Genomic DNA, 21,341 nt, shown 5'->3' on the forward strand with positions numbered 1-21,341 from the left:
GCGTCTAGCCAATACCGTGTTCGGCTTTCCATGCCGCAAGGTCCACGCCCAGCACGTCAGCAATAATGGCCGCTGTGCCTCCATTGGGGTCGGGTACCGTTCCCGTGGTCAGCCCGCCATCGACGACAAGTGCCTGACCGGTGACAAAGCGCGCCTCGTCACTGGCCAGGTAAACGGCCGCGTTCGCGATGTCGGCGGGGCTGCCGCCCACGGGCAGAGGCTGGGCAAAGGCGCCAAGCTCTTCCAGCTTTGGCTGGGCAGCTTCTGCGGCATCCTGATCGAGACCAAAAGCGCGCCCGAATACAGCCGTGGCGATCATGCCCGGATTGATGCAGTTCACCCGGATCTTGTGAGGTGCGAGGCGCACAGCGGCCGTCTTGGTCATGTGGATCAGCGCGGCTTTCGCCACTGAGTAGAGCAGGGGACCGTAATTCACCCCGATCCCGGCCACGCTGGAGGTCGAAATGATCGATCCGCCGCCTGCGGCCTGCATGTGGGGCAGGGCGTGCTTTATGCCGAACAGAGCCGCGCGCAGGTGTAGATGCATGACATGGTCGAACGTCGCTGCCTCGATCTTTTCGACCGGATAGTCCGGCTCGGCAGACCCTGCATTGTTGAACAGGATATCGAGCCGTCCGTGCCGTTCGGCCGCAAGGTCGATCAGCGCCTTGATGTCAGCTTCGTTTTTCACGTCCGTGGTGCGGAAGGCGAGCTTCGGGCCGTAATACTGCGCCATCGCCTCGCCGCGCCCGGTTTCCAGATCCCCCATCACGACATGGGCGCCCTCGGCAATGAAGCGCTCGGCGCTGGCCTTGCCGATCCCGCTCGCCCCGCCGGTAATGACCGCGATCTTGCCATCCAGACGTCCGCCCATTTTCGCTGTATCCCTTATCAGTGACTGTAGGTTTCACACTGGCGTGTATCCTGTCCGCGCCGCAAGCTCTTTGCCGTGTGCCTGCGCGCAGGGAACGCTTGTCTGCCGGCCGGGTTATCAGACGATACTTTTGCGCGGGGATTCATGGAACGCATAAAGCTTCTTATCGGCCGGATCGCCGGTTCGCTCTGGTTCATGCCGGCACTTTACGCTGCCGGGGCGATAGCGCTGGTTTTCGCCGCGCCTCTGGCCGAGTTCATAATCCCGGACGTGCTCGCCGATGCGATTGAGGAAGATGCGCTGCGCACGATCCTCAACGTCCTCTCATCCAGCCTGCTGGCTGTCACGATTTTCTCGCTGACGACGATGGCAACCTCGCTGAAGGCTGTCAGTGATGCGGCAACACCGCGCGCGCGGCCCATCCTTATCCAGGGCGGCAATGCACAGAACGCCATTGCGACATTTCTGGGCGCGTTCATTTTCAGCATGATCGGGCTGGTCGCCCTCAATAGCGGCATTCTCGGTGCGGGCGGCGAAGCCGTGCTGTTCGCCCTGACGATCCTGGCCACTCTGATGGTGGTCGTTGTGCTGATCCAGTGGATCCGCCAGTTGTCCACGCTGGGCGATGTCGAGGACGCGATATCGAAAGTGGAAAGCGCCACACAGGAGGCGTTCAAGGCACTTGCCTGCCTGCCCCCTTCTGCTGACCGGTCCGCGCTCGGCAAGGGCGGTTCGCTGGTATTGCGGGCAGACCGGCCAGGCTATGTGCAAATGATCGATCTGAGGTCGCTGGACGAAGCGGCCGGCAGGCTGGGCGCGACCGTGGAGGTGCTGGCCCTGCCGGGAGAACGGTGTGGACCGGCGCTTGATCTGGCGCGCGTATATGGTGCCGGCGGCGCGGACGCTGCGCAGAGGCTCCTGCCCTGCTTTGTGCGCGGCAATGTACGCACACTGGAGGCTGATCCCCGGCTGGGTTTGACAGCGCTGAGCGAGATCGGCTCGCGCGCACTGTCGCCGGGCGTCAACGACCCCGGTACGGCCGTCTCGGCAATCCGGGCGCTGGAGCGGTGCTTTGCGGGATGGAGCAAGGCCTCCGGCAAAGATAATCCCGGACCTGCGCTCGAGCGGGTGGTGTATCCTTCGCTGGATGCGAGCGGCGCACTGCGTGATCCGGTAATCGCCCTGGCGCGTGACGGGGCAGGCCAGCTGGAAGTGATGCGTGCCCTTGGCGAGCTATGCGCTGCGGCCGGCTCACTGGACGCGCTTGATCTTGAAGAGGAGGCCGGCGTGCTGAAATCCGAGATCATGGAGCGGGCCAGTGCCGCCATGGCGCACAAGAGCGATATTGTGCGGCTTACCGACGCGATTGGCTGAACGGGCATGAGACCACCCCTTGCGCGGAGGCGGATTCAGGGTTAGAGCCGCCCCGCAAGAGAAAAGGAGGTCTCCGCCATGGAGATTGTTGAAGGTCTCACCTTCGATGATGTGCTCTTGCAGCCCGGTGCATCGGAAATCATCCCCGCAGACGCAGACGTGCGCACGCGCGTCACGCCCCGGATCGGACTGAATATCCCGATCCTTTCGGCGGCCATGGACACCGTCACCGAAGCGCCGCTCGCCATCGCCATGGCGCAGGCAGGTGGTCTGGGTGTCATTCACCGCAATCTCGACATCGCCGAACAGGCCGAGGAAGTGCGCCGCGTGAAGCGGTATGAAAGCGGCATGGTGGTCAATCCGGTCACGATCGGCCCGGACGCCACGCTGGCCGACCTCAAGGCGCTGATGGATCATCACCGCATTTCCGGCATTCCGGTTGTTGAAGGTGGCGGCAGTGGCGGCGCGGCTGGCGCCAAGCCCGGAAAACTGATCGGCATCATCACCAATCGCGATGTGCGCTTCGCCGACGATATGAGCGCGAGCGTGGCCAGCCTGATGACGAAGGATCATCTCGTCACGGTGCGCCCCGGCGCCGATCAGGCAGAAGCGCGCCGGCTCCTCCACAAGCACCGTATCGAGCGGCTGCTGGTTGTGGACGAAAACGGGTTCTGCGTCGGCCTGATGACCGTCAAGGACATGGAAAAGGCGCAAGCTCATCCCAATGCCGCCAAGGATGAGCACGGCCGCCTGCGCGTGGCAGCCGCAACCACTGTCGGTGATGCCGGTTTCGAGCGCGCAGACGCGCTCATGGATGCCGGTGTGGACGTTCTGGTAATCGACACCGCCCACGGCATGAGCGGGGCCGTGCTGGAACAGGTGCGCCGTATCAAGCGTGCCTCCAACACCACCCAGATCGTGGCCGGCAATGTAGCGACCTATGATGGCGCGCGCGGCCTGTTCGATGCGGGCGCGGACTGTGTGAAGGTGGGAATCGGACCGGGCTCCATCTGCACCACGCGGATCGTTGCCGGTGTCGGCGTGCCCCAGCTGACTGCCGTGATGGAAGCGCGCCGCGCGGCGCAAGGCTTTGAAGGTTCCGTCATTGCCGATGGCGGTATCAAGTATTCCGGCGACGTCGCCAAGGCCATTGCCGCTGGCGCCGACTGCGTGATGATGGGCTCCATGCTGGCCGGGACAGAGGAAGCGCCCGGCGAGGTTTTCCTCTACAAGGGCCGCTCCTACAAATCCTATCGCGGCATGGGCTCGGTCAGCGCGATGGCGCGCGGTTCAGCCGACCGCTACTTCCAGAAGGAAGTTACCGACCGCATGAAGCTGGTGCCCGAAGGCATTGAAGGCCAGGTGCCCTATAAGGGCCCGGTCGGCCCGATCCTGCACCAGATGGTGGGCGGGCTTCGCGCGGCCATGGGCTATACCGGCGCGAAGACGATTGCCGACTTCCAGAAAAACGCTGTGTTCGTGCGCATCACCAATGCCGGGCTTCGCGAAAGCCATGTGCATGACGTGACCATCACGCGCGAAGCGCCCAACTATCCCAGCCCGAGCTGATGCGGGACGCAGGGCGCATAGCCGCCGCCATCGAGGTGCTGGACACCATTTTGAACCGGCATCAGCCGGTGAAAGAGGCCTTGCGTGACTGGGGCAAGGCCAACCGCTATGCGGGCTCTGGCGACCGGGCGTGGATTTCCGGTCTCGTGCTGGATGCCTTGCGCCGACGGGCATCTGTCAGCCTCCTGATGGGCGCGGACAGCCCCCGCGCCCTGGTGCTCGGCACGCTTGCCCATGAGTGGGAGACGGGGCCGGACGCGGTGGCTGCGATCTTTGAAGGCGATGAGCACGCGCCTGAACTCCTGACCGATGCCGAGCGTGCGGGGATGCTGGCAAAGCTCTCCGGCGATGCGCCGCTGCATGCGCGCGCGGAAATCCCTGAATGGCTCTCAACCAGCTTTGAGCGCGGATTTGGCGCCGATGCCGCCCTTGAAGGGGGCAGCATGGCGGGACGTGCGCCGGTGGATCTGCGCGTCAATACGCTCAAGACCGATCCCGAAAAGGCGCTCCACGCCGTGCGTGCACAGCTCAATGCTGACCCGTCCACGCTGATCACAACCGCCATCCGCATTCCCGGCCATGATCCGCGCGCCAAATCCCCGCCCGCTGACGCCATCCCTGCTTACGGGAAAGGCTGGGTGGAGGTGCAGGATATTGGCAGCCAGATCGCCGCGCTTGCCGCCGCGCCGGTCGAAGGGCTGCAAGTGCTGGATTTCTGCGCCGGTGCGGGCGGCAAGACGCTGTCTCTCTCCGCACTGATGAACAATACCGGCCAGCTTTATGCGTGGGATTATGACTGGCGGCGCCTGCGCGCCATCTGGCCGCGTCTGGAGCGGGCAGGCGTGCGCAATGTTCAGGTGCGTTCGGGCAAGGAAGCAGAAGCCTTGGGCGATCTGACAGGCAAGATGGATCTGGTCTTCATCGATGCGCCCTGCACAGGCTCCGGCACCTGGCGGCGCAGGCCGGATACCAAATGGCGCCTGAAGGAAAAAGCGCTCGCCACCCGCATCACCCAGCAGGACGAGGTGCTGGCCAAGGCCGCGAAATACGTAAAGCCCGGCGGGCGCATGGTCTATGTGACCTGCTCGGTCCTGCCGGAGGAAAACGGCGACCGGATCGACGCCTTCCTCGCCGCCAATCCTGATTTCCGTGCCGTGCCGGTGATGGAGGCGCTGTCCGCCTCCGGCCAACTCACCGATGAGGGCGCGCTCACCCTCGCCGCCTGCGCTGGCGCTCACGGCGCCCTCCAGCTCACCCCCGCCCGCACCGGCACGGACGGATTTTACGTGTGCGGACTGGAGAGGGCAGGGTAGCTCACTCCCCCCGCTCTTTCTTCCCCCGTGCCACTTCGGTGGCGAGGGCTTCCAGCTTGTGCGTCCAGAAGCCCTTGAAGCGCGACAGCCAGTCATCAACTTGCTGCAGCGGGGCAGGTTCCAGCCGGTAGATACGGCGCGCGCCGTCCACGCGCGAGGTGGCAAAGCCTGCATCGCGCAGCACTTTGAGATGCTGGGAGACGCCGGCCTGGCTGATGCCGAATTCGGCGTGGATGACCTCCACGATCTCGCCGGAGCGCAGCTCGTTGTCGGCCAATAGTTCGAGGATGCGCCGGCGCACCGGGTCTCCCAATACGTCAAAGGCGTGCATGGGGCTATTGCTCCTCGCCCTTGAAGAAGGCGGCGGTGCGGGCCGCCGCCGCGCGGGCCTCGTCTGCCTGTGCGCCGGAGGCGGTATGCGCCTCGCCCCACGCCTTGGCGGCGGCATCGACCAGATCGCGGTAATTCTGCGAGGCGAACCATTCGCCGCTCGCTTCCACCGGAGCCGTCACCTCGCCGCTGACATGCAGCGCCAGCCCGGCAAGGCCCAGATCCCAGCCGACCCCGCCAGCGCCGGGGCCATATTTCTCTTCCCAGTCGGGATCGACCACATAGAGATGGGTCAGCTCAAGCCGGGAATGGCCATTGCCTGCATTGTGGAGCCGGAGGCTCACCCAGCTGACCTGTTCGGAGAACTCCCATGTGACGTCGAGCGTGCGCGGCGGCTCGCAGACGCTAATTTCGCCGGCCGCATTATTCTCGATCTGGAACCGGCCGCCGGGCCGGAATTCACCCGATACGGGCGAGAACCAGCGCGCGAGGCGTTCTTTCGTGGTTACCGCCTCCCACAAATCCTCGATACTGGTGGGGTAGGTGCGGCTCGCCACAATCGCGACAGCCGGTTTGCCGTCCCGCTCCAGATTGCGCACCTCGCGGGCTGTGGCCCCGATGGCCGCTGCAATGTCGATCTGCATGCCTGTCTCCCATGATTTCGATATTACTTATATAAGTAAGTAATAATATGAGAGTCAAATTGAACCCACTTCCCCCCTCGCCATCGCGAAGAATCTCGGCTAATCGCTGCGCATGGATATACCTGCCGAACACGAACGCGCCCTGATTGTCGATTTCGGCAGTCAGGTGACCCAGCTTATCGCACGGCGCCTGCGCGAGAGCGGCGTCTATTGCGAGGTCCATCCCTATAACCGCGCCAATGCGGAATTCGTGAAGGAATACGGCCCGAAAGCCATCATCCTCTCCGGCTCCCCGCATTCGACGAGCTGGGAGGACAGCCCGCGCGCTGATCCTTACATCTTCGAGGCAGGCGTGCCCGTGCTGGGCATCTGCTATGGCGAGCAGACCATGTGCGCGCAGCTCGGCGGGCGGGTGGAGACATCTGACCATCGCGAGTTTGGCCGCGCCGACATCCAGATCGTGGCGGAAAGCCCGCTTCTGGCAGGCCTGGGCGAGGTGGGTGACACCGAGCGCGTATGGATGAGCCATGGCGACCGCGTGATGGCCGCTCCCGAAGGCTTCCATGTGATCGCCACCAGCCCCGGCGCGCCCTTTGCCGCCATCGCGGACGAGGCGCGCCAGTTCTATGGCGTGCAGTTCCACCCTGAAGTCGTCCACACGCCCCGCGGCGCGCTGATCCTGAAGAACTTCACCCACGAAATCGCAGGGATGAAGGGCGACTGGACCATGGCCGCCTTCAAGGATGAGGCGATCGCCCGTATCCGCGAACAGGTGGGTTCTGGCCGGGTGATCTGCGGGCTATCGGGCGGCGTCGACTCCGCTGTTGCCGCCGTGTTGATCCACGAGGCGATTGGCGATCAGCTGGTCTGCGTCTTTGTCGATACCGGCCTGATGCGCCATGGCGAGGCCGAGGAGGTCGTCACCCTCTTCCGCGAGCATTACAATATCCCGCTGGTCGCCGCCGATGAGGGGGAGCGCTTCCTCTCCGCGCTGGACGGGATTGATGACCCGGAGAAAAAACGCAAGACCATCGGCAAGCTCTTCATCGATGTGTTCGAGGAGAAGGCAAAACTCGCTGGCGGCGCCGATTTCCTGGCCCAGGGCACACTCTACCCGGACGTGATCGAGAGCGTCAGCTTTGATGGCGGCCCGTCCGTCACCATCAAGTCCCACCATAATGTCGGCGGCCTGCCCGCGCGCATGAACATGAAGCTGGTGGAACCCTTGCGCGAACTCTTCAAGGACGAGGTGAGGGCGCTGGGCCGCGAGCTCGGCCTGCCCGAAGCCTTTGTCGGCCGCCACCCCTTCCCCGGTCCGGGCCTCGGCATCCGTATTCCGGGCGCCGTGACGAAGGAAAAGGCCGATATCCTGCGCGCCGCCGACCGCATCTATATCGAGGAGATCAAGAAGGAAGGTCTCTATGACGTGATCTGGCAGGCCTTCGCGGTGCTGCTGCCCGTCCGCACGGTCGGCGTGATGGGCGATGAGCGCACCTATGACAGCGTTCTGGCCCTGCGCGCCGTGACGAGCGTTGACGGCATGACGGCGGACTATTTCCCCTTCGATCACGACTTTCTGGGCCGCGTCGCCACGCGCATCATCAATGAAGTGCGCGGCGTCAACCGCGTGGTCTATGACGTCACCAGCAAGCCGCCGGGGACGATTGAGTGGGAGTAGGGGGCAACTCCCATTGACTCCCCCCACCCCCACCTTCATGTTTTGCACATGCCCAAGCATATCCAGATACGTGAAATCCCCGAAGAGACGCACCGGGCGCTCAAAGCGCGTGCGGCGGCGGAAGGGATGAGCATGAGCGATTATCTGCGCCGACTGATCGAGCAGGATCTGAAGCGGCCCGACTGGGCATCGATCAGGGCGCGCCAGGCGTCGATGGAGCCGGTCGAGCTTCCGGTCTCCACAACCCGGATTATCCGCGAAGAGCGCGACGGACGGTGATCGTCGTCGATGCCTCGCTGGTGGTGGATGTTGTGATATCGGCAAACGGCGGCGCCGGCCTCAGCCGCCGGCTTGAAGAGCATGGGGGCACCCTCCTTGCTCCTGAGATACTGGACCTTGAGGTATTGCAGGCGCTGCGGCGGCATAAACGGCTCGGTGCCGTCGATGCCAAGCGGGCGCGCGCCGGCCTGACCATTTTGGGAGAGCTCAACATCGAACGCTTCTCCCATCGCTTCCTGACGGGCCGCATATGGGCGCTGCGTGATAATCTGACGGCCTACGATGCGGCCTATATAGCCCTCGCCGAGGCACTGGACGTCCCGCTCTGGACGCGCGACACGAAGCTCGCCGCCGTTCCAGGTGTCTCCGCCCGCGTCGAAATCCTCTAGGAGTCTAGTGGTAGCGAGCGTGACGCCGCTCAGGCATTTTCAGCCTCTGTAGCAGCGCCCTTCAATACGGTGTTCCGCTTTTTAGGCGCTGAGCCTGGGCCGCCTCGGTCCACCATGCCAGATCGGCGGCGAAGCGTGGAAAAGCCTTTTCCAGCGCGGCTCCGCCCTCGCAGGTAGGCTTCGCGTCGTCATCAAGCGCGTGGCGAATTCCACCCACAGCCAGCGAACTGGAAATGACGACCATCCCCATTTCCGACAGCGTCCCGTGCCAGGAAAGCGCGGCACGCACGCCGGCCAGGCGGCCGGCTGAATAGCTGGCAATGGCCGCAGGCCGCCAGAACCATTCTTCCAGGAAATGGTCGGTCAGGTTTTTCAGGCCCGGCTGGACGCCCCAATTATATTCGCCCGTGACGAAGACGAACGCGTCGGCGGCACGGATCTTTCCGGCCAGTTCTTCCAGCTTGGCAGGTGCCTCGCCTTCGGCATATTCCTTATACATGCGGTCCAGCATCGGCAGGTTGATGGCCCTGGCGTCGATCAGCTCGGCCTCGTTGCCGAGTTCGCTTAGCTTTCTCACCAGATAACGCGCCAGCCGGATTCCCTGCCGGTCCGCGCGATAGGAACCGTAGAAGACGAGGATTTGGTGGGTCATGTAACTCCTTTCCTGAAGCGGTCTTGTTTGATGGGGCCCTCCTTCATACCCATGAATGTAGCACGATGTCCGGCCATTCGCTGGCCGCGCCGGAGTTTCCGGACCTGTTCCCGGTATTGCCGCGGCTGGCCTTGCCCCGTGCCGTTGGCGGCACAGCCGGGCCCATAGCCTGACATTGCACGCCCGGCGGGGTAGATTTGCGTGTGATTCTTGAAGGGGCGCGTCGGGACGATGGATTTCACACCGGGCATGGTTGATGCGCGGCTGCCCACGCCACTTTATCATCAGGTCTATCTGATACTGCGTGACCGGATCCGCCGGGGCGTTCTGGCGCAGGGCGATATCGTGCCGGGCGAGCAGGAGCTGGCCCGCTTGATGAACGTGTCCCGCATCACGGTGAAACGCGCGCTGAACGAGCTCGCATCGGAAGGCCTGGTCAGCCGCCATCGCGGCCGGGGAACGGTGGTTGCCGCGCCGGGCTTCTCGCCCATGGTCAAGGGCTCGTTCGACAATCTTATCGAATCGCTGCGCCTGATGGGGCTGGAAACCCAGATCGAGCTGGTCGAGCACAGCCTGGTCAGCGCGAACGAGGAGGTGGCGGACTCCCTTGCCTTGCCGGCCGGCGCGCCGGTGAAGCGGATTATCCGCCTGCGCAAGCTGCAAGGCGAACCCTTCTCCCACCTGACCACCTATCTGCCGGACGCGATTGCCCGCAAGATTCCGGCCGAAGCACTTGGCTCTGAACCCATGCTCGTTTTGCTGGAGAAGGCCGGAGCCGAGGTTTGCGAGGCAGAACAATGGATTACGGCTACCAGCGCGCAAGCCGATATTGCTGCCGCTCTGGACGTGCCGGCCGGGTCGCCGCTTTTATGCATCGAGCGTGTCATGCGCGACGGGGCGGGCCGGCCGGTCCAGCTGATCATGGCGTATTACCGCTCTGACCGCTTCCAGTACCATCTGAAAACCCGACGAAAGCGCCCCGCTGCCGACAGTGCCTGGAAGCAGGAAGGCTAAGGTCTGCACCGAGGGCCTGTATGGTTTTGCGTACAATATATCATTTACGGCTTCTAGCTGTGCACGACCGTTCCGCGCCCTTTGTGCAACAGGCTTGGTGCAATATACTTGGCTTATCGGAATGATGGCGTTGACAGACCGTGCGGGCTTGGTGCAGCGTTGGGTGGTATTATAAGCCATACAAGTTGGCAGGAGGGGAGTTCCATGCGCACCACCGCACTCACGACCACCGCTATCATCGCTCTGGCGATGTCGGCACCGGCACAGGCACAAGATCAGGGCGAGCCGGCTGCCCGCTCCGGCCCGCAGCTGGAAGTCATCACCATTACCGCCCGCAAGACCGAAGAGAATCTGCAGGAGGTTCCGATCGCGGTTTCGGCCTACACCGCTGCCGAGATACAGCGCCGGGGCATCCGCAACGCGCAGGATCTCAGCTCGATCACGCCCGGGCTGAATGTGGAGCAGGACCAGGGGCGCCGTTTTGACCGCCCGGTCATCCGCGGCCAGTCGAACGTGCTGGGTGTTCCCAACGCCGCGTCATTCATTGATGGCGTGTATATCCCTGACAGCCTGTTTGCGACCGAGCTTGCCTTTGTCGACCAGATTGAGGTGATCAAGGGGCCGCAATCGGCTCTCTATGGCCGCCAGACCTTCTCCGGCGCCATCAGCTACACGACGCGTGAGCCGTCTGATGTTTTTGAAGGGCAGCTGCGCATCACGGCTGCCGAGCATGACGAGTACAATTTCCTCGGCGCTGTAAGCGGTCCTATCGTGGACGGCGTGCTCAGCGGCCAGATCGCGGTCAACGCCTACACCTATGGCGGTGAGTACACCAATAATGCCGTTGGTGATCCCAGCTTCGGGCGCACGATCGGTAACGAGGAGACCCTCGGCATTTCGGCGGGCCTGCGCTTTACACCGTCCGACAACCTGTCCTTCACCCTGCGCGCCACGCACGCGGAGAACGATGACGGTCACGAAGTGATGGTGCTTCAGCGGGCGTCGAACAATAACTGCTTCCTGAACACGACGAGCCGCTATTATTGCGGTGCCATCGATGTCGGACCGGAAGACATCACGCTCAATCTCGATTCTGTTGGCGGCGGCGGCGTATCGCGTGAAACGACCCGTATCAGCCTGATTTCGGAATATGATTTCGAGAACGGCTTCACGCTGACCGCGATCAGCGGATACAATAACTCCTACGAGTCCCGCAAAGCCGATCTCGACTTCCTGCCGATTGCGGCGCTGGGCGGCGCGCTGCATGCCGATGACCGGATCGATATCGAGAGCTTCTCGCAGGAGATCCGCATCGCCTCGCCCGTCGACCGGCGCTTCAGCTGGCTTGCCGGCCTCTACTATTACAATGGCGATACCTGGAATGGCCGCTACCGTTTCAGCTCCGACACGCTCCAGGACAATGGTGTTGTCGGTGTGACCAACTATGCGGCCTTTGCCCTTGCCCGGTTCGACTTCACCGACCGGCTGACCGGTACTGCGGAGGTGCGTATCGCCGAGGAGGAGCTGACGCTGCAGGGCGGCGCATCGAACTTCGATCTCAGCGCCACCTATCGCAGCACCAATCCGCGCTTCACGCTGGCCTATCAGGCGGACGATTTCACCATGCTCTACGCATCGGCGGCGCGCGGTAACAAGCCGGGCGGTTTCAACGCCGATGTACGCCTTGCCCCTGACCAGCTGTCTTATGGCGAGGAAACGGCGTGGAGCTATGAAGTTGGTGTCAAGAGCGACCTGTTCGACCAGCGCCTGCGCCTGAATGCAGCCGCCTATTTCATCGACTGGACCGGCCAGCAGCTGACCCAGAGCACGCTTGTCGGTGTCGGTGGCTCGGCCTCCTTCATCCGCAATGTCGGTGAGCTGGAAGTTCGCGGCATAGAGCTGGAAGGCGAGTTCCAGGTAACGGAAAACTGGCGCCTGCGCGGCACGTATTCCTACGCTGAGTCCGAATACACCAGCGCCTTTGACCCGGACACCAATACGCTGACGGGCAATGGTGATATCAGCGGCAATACCGCACCCAACGCCCCGCGCACCCAGTTCTCTGTGGGGACGTATATCTGGTGGCCGATGTTTAACGAGTCGCGCGGCTTCTTTGATGCGACCTATGCCTATCGTGGCCGCAAGTTTGCCCAGGTCAGCAATCTGGCATGGGTGGACGGGCGCGATGTCGCCAATGCCCAGCTGGGCTGGGAGCTGAACCAGCACCGGGTGATCCTGTTCGGGCGCAACCTGTTCGACAATATCGAGCCGCTGGGTGTGACCCGCTATGTCGACTTCGGAGACTCCAACCGCCGTGGCTTCCTGGGCACGTTGCCGCGCGGCCGTCAGTTCGGCATCACTTACGAGATGACCTTCTGATAGGGTAGCCTGCGTACACCGTACGCGTATGCATTGAGGGCGCTTCCGGTCTGACGCCGGAAGCGCCCGAATGCCCCGACAGCCAGCCTTTGACTGCGTAGCCCCGCAAGGATGAGTTCAGCCCGTGTCTGCCCTTAGAGGACTGCGTGATCTTGTCTTCGTCCTGCTTGCGACGATGACCGTGCTGTTCTTCCTGCTGCGCCTTACAGGCGACCCGGCAGTGGTGCTGGCCGGGGACGGCGCATCGCCCGCGCAAGTGGAGGCTATCCGGGCCGAATACGGTTTTGATGAGCCGCTTCTGGTCCAGTATGCCGTATATGCCGGCAAGCTGCTGACGCTCGATTTCGGTACCTCGCTCGCCGATGGCACGCCGGCACTGGAAAAGGCACTCATCTCCTTTCCCGCGACGCTGTTCCTTGCCGTGATGGCGCTCAGCGTGAATCTTCTCATTTCATTACCTGCCGGGCTCTGGCTCGGACAGGCGCGCTCAGGAATTGCCCGGCGTACAGTCCGGGGCATTATCACGGTGATGCAGGGCTTTCCCGGCTTCGTGATTGCCCTGCTGATGATCAACGCTTTCGCTGTAGGGCTGGAATGGCTGCCGACGGTCGGCTTTGGCGGGCCGGCAACCTGGATACTGCCCACCCTGTCGGTCGTGTCTTTCCTGGCGCCCAAACTCATCCGGGTGATCGAGGCCAACACCTATGCAGCGCTGACGTCCAACTATGTCCGCACGGCGAAAGCCAGCGGGGCGCCGGACAATGTCATTCTCTGGCGGCATGTCGCGCCGAATGCGCTTCTGGGCGCGATAGCGCTGGTGGGGGCAGAGTTTGCCTTCATGCTGACGGGCCTTGTGGTGATCGAGACCATTTTCGCCTGGCCGGGGATTGGCTGGCTGCTGGTACAGTCAACGCTCAGTCTCGACTTTCCCGTGGTCCAGGCCGTGGTCTTCCTCATGGTAGTCGGCGTGTTCGCCACCAACGCCCTGGCCGAGCACCTCCAGGCCGCGCTGGACCCGCGGATCGGCAATGCCAGGGGAGCGGACTGATGCGCGCGCCAAGACGCATTCCCGTACTCGCCCTCGTCCTGACATTGGTGGGCATTGCCTGCCTCGTCATCATGGTGTTCGGCGATGCGCTTTCAGGGCATGACCATCGCGCGATGAACCTCGACCGGCGGCTTGCTCCGCCGCTAACGGACGGACATTTGCTGGGCACGGATGAGCTGGGACGCGATGTTCTGGCCCGGCTGCTTACCGGTTTGCGCTGGTCCGTCGCCACGGCGCTCAGCGCAACGTTCATCGCGTTTATGATCGGCACAACGTTCGGACTGGTCGCGGCACGCGGTCAGTCAGCGCTTGGCGGCGTCATGCGCCTGCTGACGACCTTTACCCAGGCCTTCCCGCCCTTTGTTCTGGCCGTCACGGTGATCGCGGTCATGGGCGATGCGGGCTTCTTCTCGATAGTGCTGACGCTGGGCCTTGTTACATGGCCGGTCTTTTCCCGTGTCGTCTACGCCGAAGCGCGCAGCCTGTTCGAGCGTGAGCATGTGCTGGCGGCGGAAATGACGGGAATGCCGGCAATCCGGCTGTTCGTGCGGCACGTCCTGCCTGGCCTGGTGCCGAGTCTTTCCGTCCTCGTGGTGTTTCATTTTGCCGACATGATCGTGGCAGAGAGTGCCTTGTCCTTCCTCGGGATCGGCGCGCCGCTGGGGGCGGCGACCTGGGGCGCGATGCTGTCTGAAAGCCGCGGCTACATGCTGTCGGCGCCGTGGCTGACGCTTTCTCCGGCTCTGGCGATGGTGGCCATCATCGTCTGCGCGCACGCGCTCGGCCAGCATCTCAGGAATGCCAGCCGATGAATGCAGCGGCCACATCCATGCCGCCCTCGCTCGCGGTCGCCGGCTTGCGCATAAGCGCGGGCGGCAAAGTGCTTGTGCCCGGCCTGTCACTGACGATCGGGAGGGGCGAGATTGTCGGCATGGTTGGCGCGTCGGGATCCGGCAAGACCATCTCGGCCTTCTCCCTTGCCCGCCTGCTGCCTGATACGCTCACCCAGTCGGGCGAAATCAGCCTTGAAGGCGAGCGCATCGACCGTCTGTCCGAATCGGAGATGCGCAAGGTCCGGGGCGGCCGTATCGGCATGGTATTTCAGGACCCGCTCTCCTCCTTCAATCCGCTGCGTACTGTGGGCTCGATACTGGTGGAATCCATCTGCCGGCATCAGCGCCTGCCGGCGCGGCAGGCGCGCGAGTTGGCCATCGACACGCTGGCCACGATGCGGCTTCCGGGCCGCAAGGCATCGGTGGATGCCTATCCGCACATGCTGTCGGGCGGCCAGCGCCAGCGCGCCATGATCGGGCTGGCGCTGGTGAACCGGCCTGCCCTGATTATCGCCGACGAACCGACAACAGCGCTCGACCCCACCATCCAGCTGCAGATACTGGCGCTATTGCGTCATCAGGCTTCCAGCGCAGCATGCCTCTTCATTACGCACGATATCGGCGCGGCCTCGGCCATCTGTGACCGGCTCGCGGTCATGAACGAGGGCGAGATCGTCGAGGAGGGCCCGACCGACCGGCTGCTAGCCTCGCCCACTCACCCTTTCACCCGCGAACTGCTCTCACATGCACCCGGAGGCGCGCGGTTCCGATGAGCAGTCCGTTGCTTCAGATACGCGATCTGGTGATCGATTACGGAAAAGGCGCAGACCGGTTCCGGGCCCTGCATGGCTGTTCGTTTGATCTTGAACCGGGGCAGGTCATGGCGGTCGTGGGCGAGTCCGGCTCGGGCAAATCCTCGCTTGTGCGGGCTGTCGCCGGTCTTGTTGCGCCCGCTTCGGGCGAGATGCTGCTGGACGGGCAGGTCTTGCCACCGTTGCGCCAGCGGCCGCCACACACGCGGCGCATGATCCAGATGGTGTTTCAGGACCCGGGCGCCAGCCTCAATCCGCTGCACCGTGTGCAAGCCATTATCGAAGAGCCCCTGCGCGTAACCGGATATGGCGATGCCGCCGGACGCAAGCGCCGGGTGGCCGAGCTGATGGACATGACCCAGCTGTCTGCCGATCTCGCCACGCGCCGGCCGCGCGAGCTGTCAGGTGGTCAGAAGCAGCGCGTGGCGATTGCGCGCGCGCTGGCCATGGAGCCGCGCATCCTTATCGCCGACGAAGCGCTCTCCGCTCTCGATTTCACCACGCAGGATCATGTGTCACGCCTGCTGTCCGATCTGCGCCGCGATCTGAACCTTGCCATGCTGTTTGTCTCGCACGACATGCGCAGCGTGCGGCGCATGGCCGATGATGTCTGCGTCATCGAAAAGGGCCATGTCGTTGAGCAGGGTGCGGTCAGCGACGTGCTCTATAATCCGAAATCGGCCTATACGCGGCTCTTGCTGGCCGCCGCTCTCAATCCGCGTGCGGCACTTTCCGATCCGCGCCTTGCCGAGGCACTGGAGAACGGGGAGGCTGTGTCCGAGGACGCTCTCAAAGGGGTTATGGACATTATTCGCGGCGGTGCCCTGATGGGAGATGCGCGATGAAGTGGTTACAGGCGCTATGTGCCGTCATCTGCCTGGCGCTGGCCGCGTGCTCTGATACGGGCAATGGCGCCGATGATGAACAGGTATTGCGTGTGGGGGTGGCATCCCTGCCGTCCAGCCTCGGTAATCCCTATCGTGGCAATGGACGGCCCGGGTCGCTGCTCTGGCATGCGATTTTTGACGGGCTTACCCGGCTTGATTTTGAAGGTGACCCCGAACCCGCCCTCGCGGTGGAGTGGGAACTGGTATCACCAACGGTATGGCGTTTCACATTGCGCGAAGGGGTACGCTACTCCAACGGGCGGCCTTTCGACGCCGACGCCGTGGTTGAGGTGTTTGAGTGGCTGGCGACGCCGGAGGGGCGCAGGAACCTGATCGGTATCGAAATGCGCGACATCGTGGCGGTGCGGGCGATCGACACGCTGACAGTGGAGTTCGAGACGGCCCGGCCCGATCCCATCCTCCCGCGCCGCCTGGTAACGGTGAACATGGTGGAGCCGCGTGCCCTGCAGGAGATGGGACTGGACGCCTATAGCCGTGCGCCGGTCGGAACGGGCGCCTTCATCATGACCCGCTGGGACCAGCGCCGCCGTCATCTGACGCTGGAGCGCAACCCCGACAGCTGGCGCGAATCGTCTCTGGACCGGCTTATCTTCCTCGAGCTGCCGAGTTCCTCTGGCCGTACGCAGGCGCTGTTGTCCGGTGATGTCGACTTTGCCCTGATCGATCTGGAGGAGATGGACCGGCTTGAGCGCGGCGGATTTCCGATCCTGTCCACACCGTCCATGCAGGTTAAGGCGTACACCTTCCGCGTGGAGGGTAGCAGCGAGAACTCGCCCGTTCGTGACGTAAGAGTGCGTCAGGCGCTCAACTACGCCGTCGACAAGCATGCCATTTCCGCCCTCCTGCCCGGCGGGGCAGTACCGTCCGGCCAGCCCGCACCGCGTGGTGTGTTCGGCCATGACCCGTTGATCGAACCATACCCCTACGACCCGGACCGCGCCCGCGCGCTGCTGGCGGAGGCCGGATGGCCGGATGGTTTCGAGCTAACCATGGAAGTGCTTACCGACGCTGCGCCCGGCGATGACCTGATGACGCAGGCCGTCGCGGAGTATTGGCGGCAGGTTGGTGTGAACACGCGCCTGCGTATCGTGACCCTGCCCGAATACCTCAACCGCCTGCTGACCAATAACTGGCGCGGCGATGCCTTTGCCCTGTCCTGGAACAGCTTCCAGTACAATGACATCACCCGCGCGATGAATGATTTTTCCTGCGGGCGCTTCGTGCCGTATTTCTGTGACGAAGCCATCACGCAGGAGTTCCAGGCCGCTCGCGTCCTGCATGACGAGGCGGCCCGTCTTGAAGCCTATCAGGAACTGGCGCGCGCCTATCGTGACGCTGCCCCGTCCGTTTTCCTGGTGGAGCACCGGGACCTCTTTGCCTACGCCCCCTATGTTGACGGTGTGCGTATCCGGCACCGCGTGCCGGTCTACGAGGAGATCACGCTTCAGCGGCCGTGAAGCCGGCCGCGGAGCTTTGCCAGGCTGACCAGTGCGGCCAGCACAGCGAAGAGCGCGGCGATGCCCAGCGCCAGACGCGGCGCGCCGCCGCCGGCCAGATGAAACATCCCGCCCATGAGGACAGCCCCGGTCGTTTGGCCCGCGAGCCGCCCGGAGGCCAGAAGGCCACTGGCTCCACCGCTGCGGCCACGCGGGGCGGCGAGCAATATGTCACGGGCATTGGGGCTCTGGAAAAGACCAAAGCCGATGCCGCAGCCTGCCAGCGCCGCGACCAGCAGGACGGGTGATGATGTGTTGGCGGGCATGAACGCCCAGGCGGCAAGCGCCAGGGCGAACACTGTCATGCCCGCTGCGCCCGGCAGCCCTGACGGCACACGCCCGGCAAGCCGTCCGCTGACGCTTGCCGCCATGCCGGTTGCTACGGGCCAGGCCACCATCATCAGGCCGGTTTCCACCAGCGAGCGGCCGAACACAACGTGCATCAGAAATGGCAGGGCGATCATCGCCAGAGCCTGGGCAATGAAGGCTGAGACGGCCGCGCCGGCGGCCAGTGCGATCGCGCGCACGCGCAGGAGATCCACCGGCAGTATCGGTGCAGGCCGGGCGCGGGCCCGCCAGACCGAGATCGCCAGTAGCCCCGCGCCGGCCAGTACCGTGATCCAGCCGGTGAACTGGCCGTGCAGCACCTTGTCGATACCGAGAAACAACAGCACGAATGCCGCGGCATTGAGCGCGGCGCCTGTCCAGTCGAAACGCGCCCGGCTGGCGGTCGCGCCGGGCAGGACCCAGACCGCAAGCGCGAGCGCGCCAATGCCGATCGGCACGTTGAAAGCAAACAGCCAGCGCCAGTCTGCCACCGACAATATGCCGGCCGCCAATGCTGGCCCGGCTGCAGCCGATGCCGCGACTACCAGCGCATTCAGCCCCACACCGCGTCCGAGCATCGAGACCGGATAGGTGTGGCGCACCAGCGCGCCATTAATGCTCATGATCGCGGCCGCGCCGATGCCCTGAAAGACCCGCGCGGCGATCAGGAGGCTGGCATCGGGTGCCAGCGCACAGGCACCCGCGCCGCCAATGAAAACAGCAAGCCCTGCCGCGTAGACGCGCCGGAACCCGATACTTTCCCCCAATGCGGCCATGGGAAGCAGGAGGGCCAGTATGGTCAGCTGATAGGCATTGACCGCCCAGATCATGCGCGACGGCGGCGTGTCGAAAGCGCTGACGAGGGCGGGGAGTGCAATATTGGCGATACTGGCGTCCAGCACGCACATGGCGATCGCAATTGCGATCGCCAGCGCCGATAGCTGCCGCCGTGGCGCCGGCAGCCCGTCAGCGGCTTCCCCGCCCGCGCCGGGGGCGGGGTCTGGCGGCAATGTCAGGACTTCAGGGCGGTGCCGCGTTGCCCGCTGGCATCCGGCTTTTCGCCCAGAACGAGATACCAGGAGCGTGGTCCGTCGCGCATCTTCACAGTCGTCTCGACGACTTCGTCACCGGCAAACCCGATTTCCCGCATGACCGCCGGCACGTCAGCGTTCAGGAAGTCATCCCAGAAGGGCTCGTTATTGTTCTTCGTCTGCCAGGCGAACATGAATTTCTCGAACTCAGAGAAGTCGGCGCCCTTCACCGGCACGTCCTGATGGACTACCACCCCGCCGGGTTTCAGCACGCGGCGCGCTTCGGCAAATATCCTGCCGAGCATGGGACGCGAAACCTCGTGCATCATGTTGTGGGAGATGACGAGGTCAAAGCTCTCGTCCTCGAAGTCCATCCGGGCAGCATCCATCTGGTGGAAATGCACTTTCAGGCCCATCGCCTCGGCGCGCAGATGGGCGTAGCGCAGCATGGCTGGTGCCACGTCGACGGCGTGAACCTCTGCGTCCGGGAAGCGCGCCGCATAGCCGACCGACGCCCCTCCTGCCGAACAGGCAAGGTCGAGAATACGCATGGGCCGCATGGTGGCGTAACGCTCTTCGAGAAAATCGATGACGGCTGCCGACTTGCTGTCCCGCGAGCCGATCCCGGTACCGGCCGAAAACGCGTTGCCGCCGCTTTCATAAAGCGCCCCGGCGATAATGTCGTCCTCACCCGCATCGCGCATATAGCCACCGGGCTGACCATGGATGTGGGCGGCAAACGCGTCGCCGGGCGCGTCAAAGTCACGGGCAAGCGACAGCGTTCCGCCCGCCGGGGCATTGCGGAATTGTGCAGCAGCCTGCTGCATGCGCGGCAGGTCGCGTTGAACGGTCTCCTCGACACTGTTCCACATCAGCTCCTGTGCGCTGCAGCTCAGCGCGCTCCAGAGCTGGTAATAGGGGTCGACGGCCATGGCTTCGCCGATCTCGGCCTGGCTTTGCGGCTGCTGGCCGGTGGTTGCCTCGTGCCGTTTTGCCGCGCGCGCCTTGAACACCTTCTCATTGCCCGGCTGAAGCTGTGTCAGCCGGCGCTTGAGTTGCACGACGTACTGGGTGCGGGCCGCCTCGTCATGGTTGGGACGGGCCATGATGTCGTGGGTGGCAGTGCGGTCGATAATCATCGGGCGGTCTCGCTTTGCTAGCTGGCACGCGATATGGACAACATGTATTTAAATAAATACATCTAAGAAGATCAAGGTGCCAGATGTTTTCCGCTGATGGATCGAGATTGTGACAGACAAGGCCTCACATCCAGCCCTTTCGCAGCCCCGTCCAGATCTGGGGCGCTCAGGCGTTGTTGCGCTGATGACGCCGGCAGAAAACCCGACCGCCGAACCGGAACTCTCCGTGTTGCTGGGGCCGGACATCAACCTGCTTTCAACCCGCATGCACATTGCCGCGCCCGACATGAATGTGCGGCTTAGAGGCTATGCAGCGGACATGGACCAGTGGATGGCACCCTTCGGCAAGGCACCGCTTGATGCGGCCATCTTTGCCTGCACGGGGTCCAGCTATCTTGTTCCGCCGGCAGGCGCGCCGGGCCGCCTCTTCCATCATGCAGGCAGAGATATGCCGCTGATTGCTGCCGCCAATGCGGTGCGCGATGCAGTGGCAGCACTCGGGGCCCGCAAGCTGGTCCTTGTCAGCCCGTATCCGGACAGCCTTACCTCTGCGGCCGTCAAATGGTGGACGGTACAAGGCCATGAAATAGGCAAGGTTCTGGCGGTGCCACCTGCTGCTTCGGGTCATCCCATATATGCGCGCGACGCCCGCGCGATCCTCAACACGCTGCGCATGGCCGCGCGAATGGATGGGGATGCTGTGCTGGCGCTTGGAACCGGCGCGCCCAGCCTTCCCGCGCTCGCGATTGCATCACTGGAGACACATACGCCGGTGCTGTCATCAAATCTGTGCACCGCCTGGGCGGTCAGTGCCGCGCTGGGACAGCCTTCCACACCGCGCGACTGGATTGCCGGAGAGGCACCCTGGCGCCAGCGCCTGCTTGACCGCTTTCCGGCCCTCATGGCCGGCCTCTAGAAACAGAACCCGCTCACCAGCCTTTCACGCAAACAGGAATGTCCCATGTCGTCCACACCCAAAGCCCCCCGTCCTGTATTCTTCGAAGACGCGGCCAATGACCGACTGACGGCGATCATTACGGCGCTGGCGGCAGAAGTCGCGGTCCTGTCAGAGCGGGTACACAGCCTTGAGGCCGTGCTTGCGGAGAAGGCAGTTCTGGAGACAGGGGCGCTAGATGCTTTTCAGCCCAGTGCGGAACAGCTCGCCGCCCGGCGGGAGCGCCATGAGGCGTTCAACCAGCGGGTCTTCTATGTACTTGAGGAGGAGCTGGCCTCGCTGCCGCCCGAATAGCGC

At 63.8% G+C, this 21,341-nt stretch carries 21 protein-coding genes; 15 read left to right on the plus strand and 6 right to left on the minus strand.

Features of this window, described 5'->3' with window-relative positions; all coding sequences use genetic code 11:
* Positions 1-4 precede the first annotated feature (4 nt).
* Complete coding sequence (locus IEV75_RS10135) at positions 5-874, minus strand: SDR family NAD(P)-dependent oxidoreductase (protein ID WP_188452451.1); 870 nt, start codon at positions 872-874, stop codon at positions 5-7.
* 144 nt (positions 875-1,018) lie between these two features.
* Here IEV75_RS10135 and IEV75_RS10140 point away from each other — a divergent pair, with 144 nt between their 5' ends.
* The 3 genes from IEV75_RS10140 to IEV75_RS10150 all read left to right on the plus strand — a co-directional run bounded on the left by IEV75_RS10140 (position 1,019) and on the right by IEV75_RS10150 (position 5,130).
* Complete coding sequence (locus IEV75_RS10140) at positions 1,019-2,248, plus strand: DUF2254 domain-containing protein (RefSeq protein WP_188452452.1); 1,230 nt, start codon at positions 1,019-1,021, stop codon at positions 2,246-2,248.
* A gap of 78 nt (positions 2,249-2,326) precedes the next feature.
* Entirely contained in the window at positions 2,327-3,817 is a 1,491-nt protein-coding gene (guaB, locus tag IEV75_RS10145) for an IMP dehydrogenase (protein WP_188452453.1), read from the plus strand.
* The gene (locus tag IEV75_RS10150; RefSeq protein ID WP_188452454.1) at positions 3,817-5,130 is read left to right on the plus strand and encodes an RsmB/NOP family class I SAM-dependent RNA methyltransferase; all 1,314 of its coding nucleotides are present in this window, start codon (positions 3,817-3,819) and stop codon (positions 5,128-5,130) included. The genes guaB and IEV75_RS10150 overlap by 1 nt, the downstream gene beginning before the upstream one ends.
* Position 5,131: 1 nt before the next feature.
* Here IEV75_RS10150 and IEV75_RS10155 read toward each other — a convergent pair whose 3' ends face one another.
* The gene (locus IEV75_RS10155) at positions 5,132-5,461 is read right to left on the minus strand and encodes an ArsR/SmtB family transcription factor (RefSeq protein ID WP_188452455.1); all 330 of its coding nucleotides are present in this window, start codon (positions 5,459-5,461) and stop codon (positions 5,132-5,134) included.
* A gap of 4 nt (positions 5,462-5,465) precedes the next feature.
* Positions 5,466-6,104 carry an SRPBCC family protein gene (locus IEV75_RS10160; protein WP_188452456.1) on the minus strand — a complete coding sequence of 213 codons (639 nt, stop codon included), beginning with the start codon at positions 6,102-6,104 and terminating at the stop codon, positions 5,466-5,468.
* A gap of 112 nt (positions 6,105-6,216) precedes the next feature.
* On the opposite strand from IEV75_RS10160, the gene guaA reads away from it, so the two are divergent.
* Genes guaA through IEV75_RS10175 form a run of 3 tightly spaced genes read left to right on the plus strand, consistent with a single transcriptional unit; the run spans position 6,217 to position 8,450 of the window.
* Positions 6,217-7,782, plus strand: coding sequence for a glutamine-hydrolyzing GMP synthase (guaA, locus tag IEV75_RS10165; protein ID WP_233351829.1), 1,566 nt, complete (start codon positions 6,217-6,219; stop codon positions 7,780-7,782).
* Positions 7,783-7,830: 48 nt separating this feature from the next.
* Complete coding sequence (locus tag IEV75_RS10170) at positions 7,831-8,061, plus strand: FitA-like ribbon-helix-helix domain-containing protein (protein WP_188452457.1); 231 nt, start codon at positions 7,831-7,833, stop codon at positions 8,059-8,061.
* A complete protein-coding gene (locus IEV75_RS10175) occupies positions 8,058-8,450 on the plus strand; it encodes a type II toxin-antitoxin system VapC family toxin (protein WP_188452458.1) in 393 nt (130 codons plus the stop codon). The genes IEV75_RS10170 and IEV75_RS10175 overlap by 4 nt, the downstream gene beginning before the upstream one ends.
* Positions 8,451-8,511: 61 nt before the next feature.
* Here the strand turns inward: IEV75_RS10175 and IEV75_RS10180 are convergent, their stop codons facing one another.
* A complete protein-coding gene (locus IEV75_RS10180; RefSeq protein ID WP_188452459.1) occupies positions 8,512-9,102 on the minus strand; it encodes an NADPH-dependent FMN reductase in 591 nt (196 codons plus the stop codon).
* 231 nt (positions 9,103-9,333) lie between these two features.
* Here IEV75_RS10180 and IEV75_RS10185 point away from each other — a divergent pair, with 231 nt between their 5' ends.
* The 7 genes from IEV75_RS10185 to IEV75_RS10215 all read left to right on the plus strand — a co-directional run bounded on the left by IEV75_RS10185 (position 9,334) and on the right by IEV75_RS10215 (position 17,553).
* Positions 9,334-10,116 (plus strand): GntR family transcriptional regulator, encoded by a 783-nt coding sequence (locus IEV75_RS10185; RefSeq protein ID WP_188452460.1) that lies wholly within the window; start codon positions 9,334-9,336, stop codon positions 10,114-10,116.
* A 204-nt stretch (positions 10,117-10,320) separates the two neighbouring features.
* Positions 10,321-12,495: a TonB-dependent receptor gene (locus tag IEV75_RS10190; RefSeq protein ID WP_188452461.1), complete on the plus strand. Its 2,175-nt coding sequence runs from the start codon at positions 10,321-10,323 to the stop codon at positions 12,493-12,495.
* Positions 12,496-12,619: 124 nt separating this feature from the next.
* Entirely contained in the window at positions 12,620-13,543 is a 924-nt protein-coding gene (locus IEV75_RS10195) for an ABC transporter permease (RefSeq protein WP_188452462.1), read from the plus strand.
* On the plus strand, positions 13,543-14,355 hold the full coding sequence (locus IEV75_RS10200) for an ABC transporter permease (RefSeq protein WP_188452463.1): 813 nt from the start codon (positions 13,543-13,545) through the stop codon (positions 14,353-14,355). Before IEV75_RS10195 ends, IEV75_RS10200 begins: the two co-directional genes overlap by 1 nt.
* Positions 14,352-15,149, plus strand: a complete 798-nt coding sequence (locus IEV75_RS10205) for an ABC transporter ATP-binding protein (RefSeq protein WP_188452464.1) — start codon at positions 14,352-14,354, stop codon at positions 15,147-15,149. The genes IEV75_RS10200 and IEV75_RS10205 overlap by 4 nt, the downstream gene beginning before the upstream one ends.
* Positions 15,146-16,033 (plus strand): ABC transporter ATP-binding protein, encoded by an 888-nt coding sequence (locus IEV75_RS10210; RefSeq protein ID WP_188452465.1) that lies wholly within the window; start codon positions 15,146-15,148, stop codon positions 16,031-16,033. Before IEV75_RS10205 ends, IEV75_RS10210 begins: the two co-directional genes overlap by 4 nt.
* Positions 16,030-17,553: an ABC transporter substrate-binding protein gene (locus IEV75_RS10215; protein ID WP_188452466.1), complete on the plus strand. Its 1,524-nt coding sequence runs from the start codon at positions 16,030-16,032 to the stop codon at positions 17,551-17,553. Before IEV75_RS10210 ends, IEV75_RS10215 begins: the two co-directional genes overlap by 4 nt.
* Here the strand turns inward: IEV75_RS10215 and IEV75_RS10220 are convergent.
* Together IEV75_RS10220 and IEV75_RS10225 are read right to left on the minus strand one after the other, a co-directional pair.
* Positions 17,541-18,929 (minus strand): MFS transporter, encoded by a 1,389-nt coding sequence (locus tag IEV75_RS10220; protein ID WP_233351830.1) that lies wholly within the window; start codon positions 18,927-18,929, stop codon positions 17,541-17,543. The two genes, IEV75_RS10215 and IEV75_RS10220, sit on opposite strands and share 13 nt — an antisense overlap.
* A gap of 2 nt (positions 18,930-18,931) precedes the next feature.
* The gene (locus IEV75_RS10225; protein WP_188452467.1) at positions 18,932-20,089 is read right to left on the minus strand and encodes a class I SAM-dependent methyltransferase; all 1,158 of its coding nucleotides are present in this window, start codon (positions 20,087-20,089) and stop codon (positions 18,932-18,934) included.
* A 184-nt stretch (positions 20,090-20,273) separates the two neighbouring features.
* Between IEV75_RS10225 and IEV75_RS10230 the strand changes: the two genes are divergently transcribed.
* The gene (locus tag IEV75_RS10230) at positions 20,274-21,005 is read left to right on the plus strand and encodes a hypothetical protein (RefSeq protein WP_188452468.1); all 732 of its coding nucleotides are present in this window, start codon (positions 20,274-20,276) and stop codon (positions 21,003-21,005) included.
* 45 nt (positions 21,006-21,050) lie between these two features.
* Positions 21,051-21,338: a hypothetical protein gene (locus IEV75_RS10235; protein ID WP_188452469.1), complete on the plus strand. Its 288-nt coding sequence runs from the start codon at positions 21,051-21,053 to the stop codon at positions 21,336-21,338.
* The last annotated feature ends 3 nt before the right edge of the window (positions 21,339-21,341 follow it).

Origin of the sequence: Glycocaulis albus, from assembly GCF_014639075.1 — a bacterium.
Taxonomy (GTDB): domain Bacteria; phylum Pseudomonadota; class Alphaproteobacteria; order Caulobacterales; family Maricaulaceae; genus Glycocaulis; species Glycocaulis albus.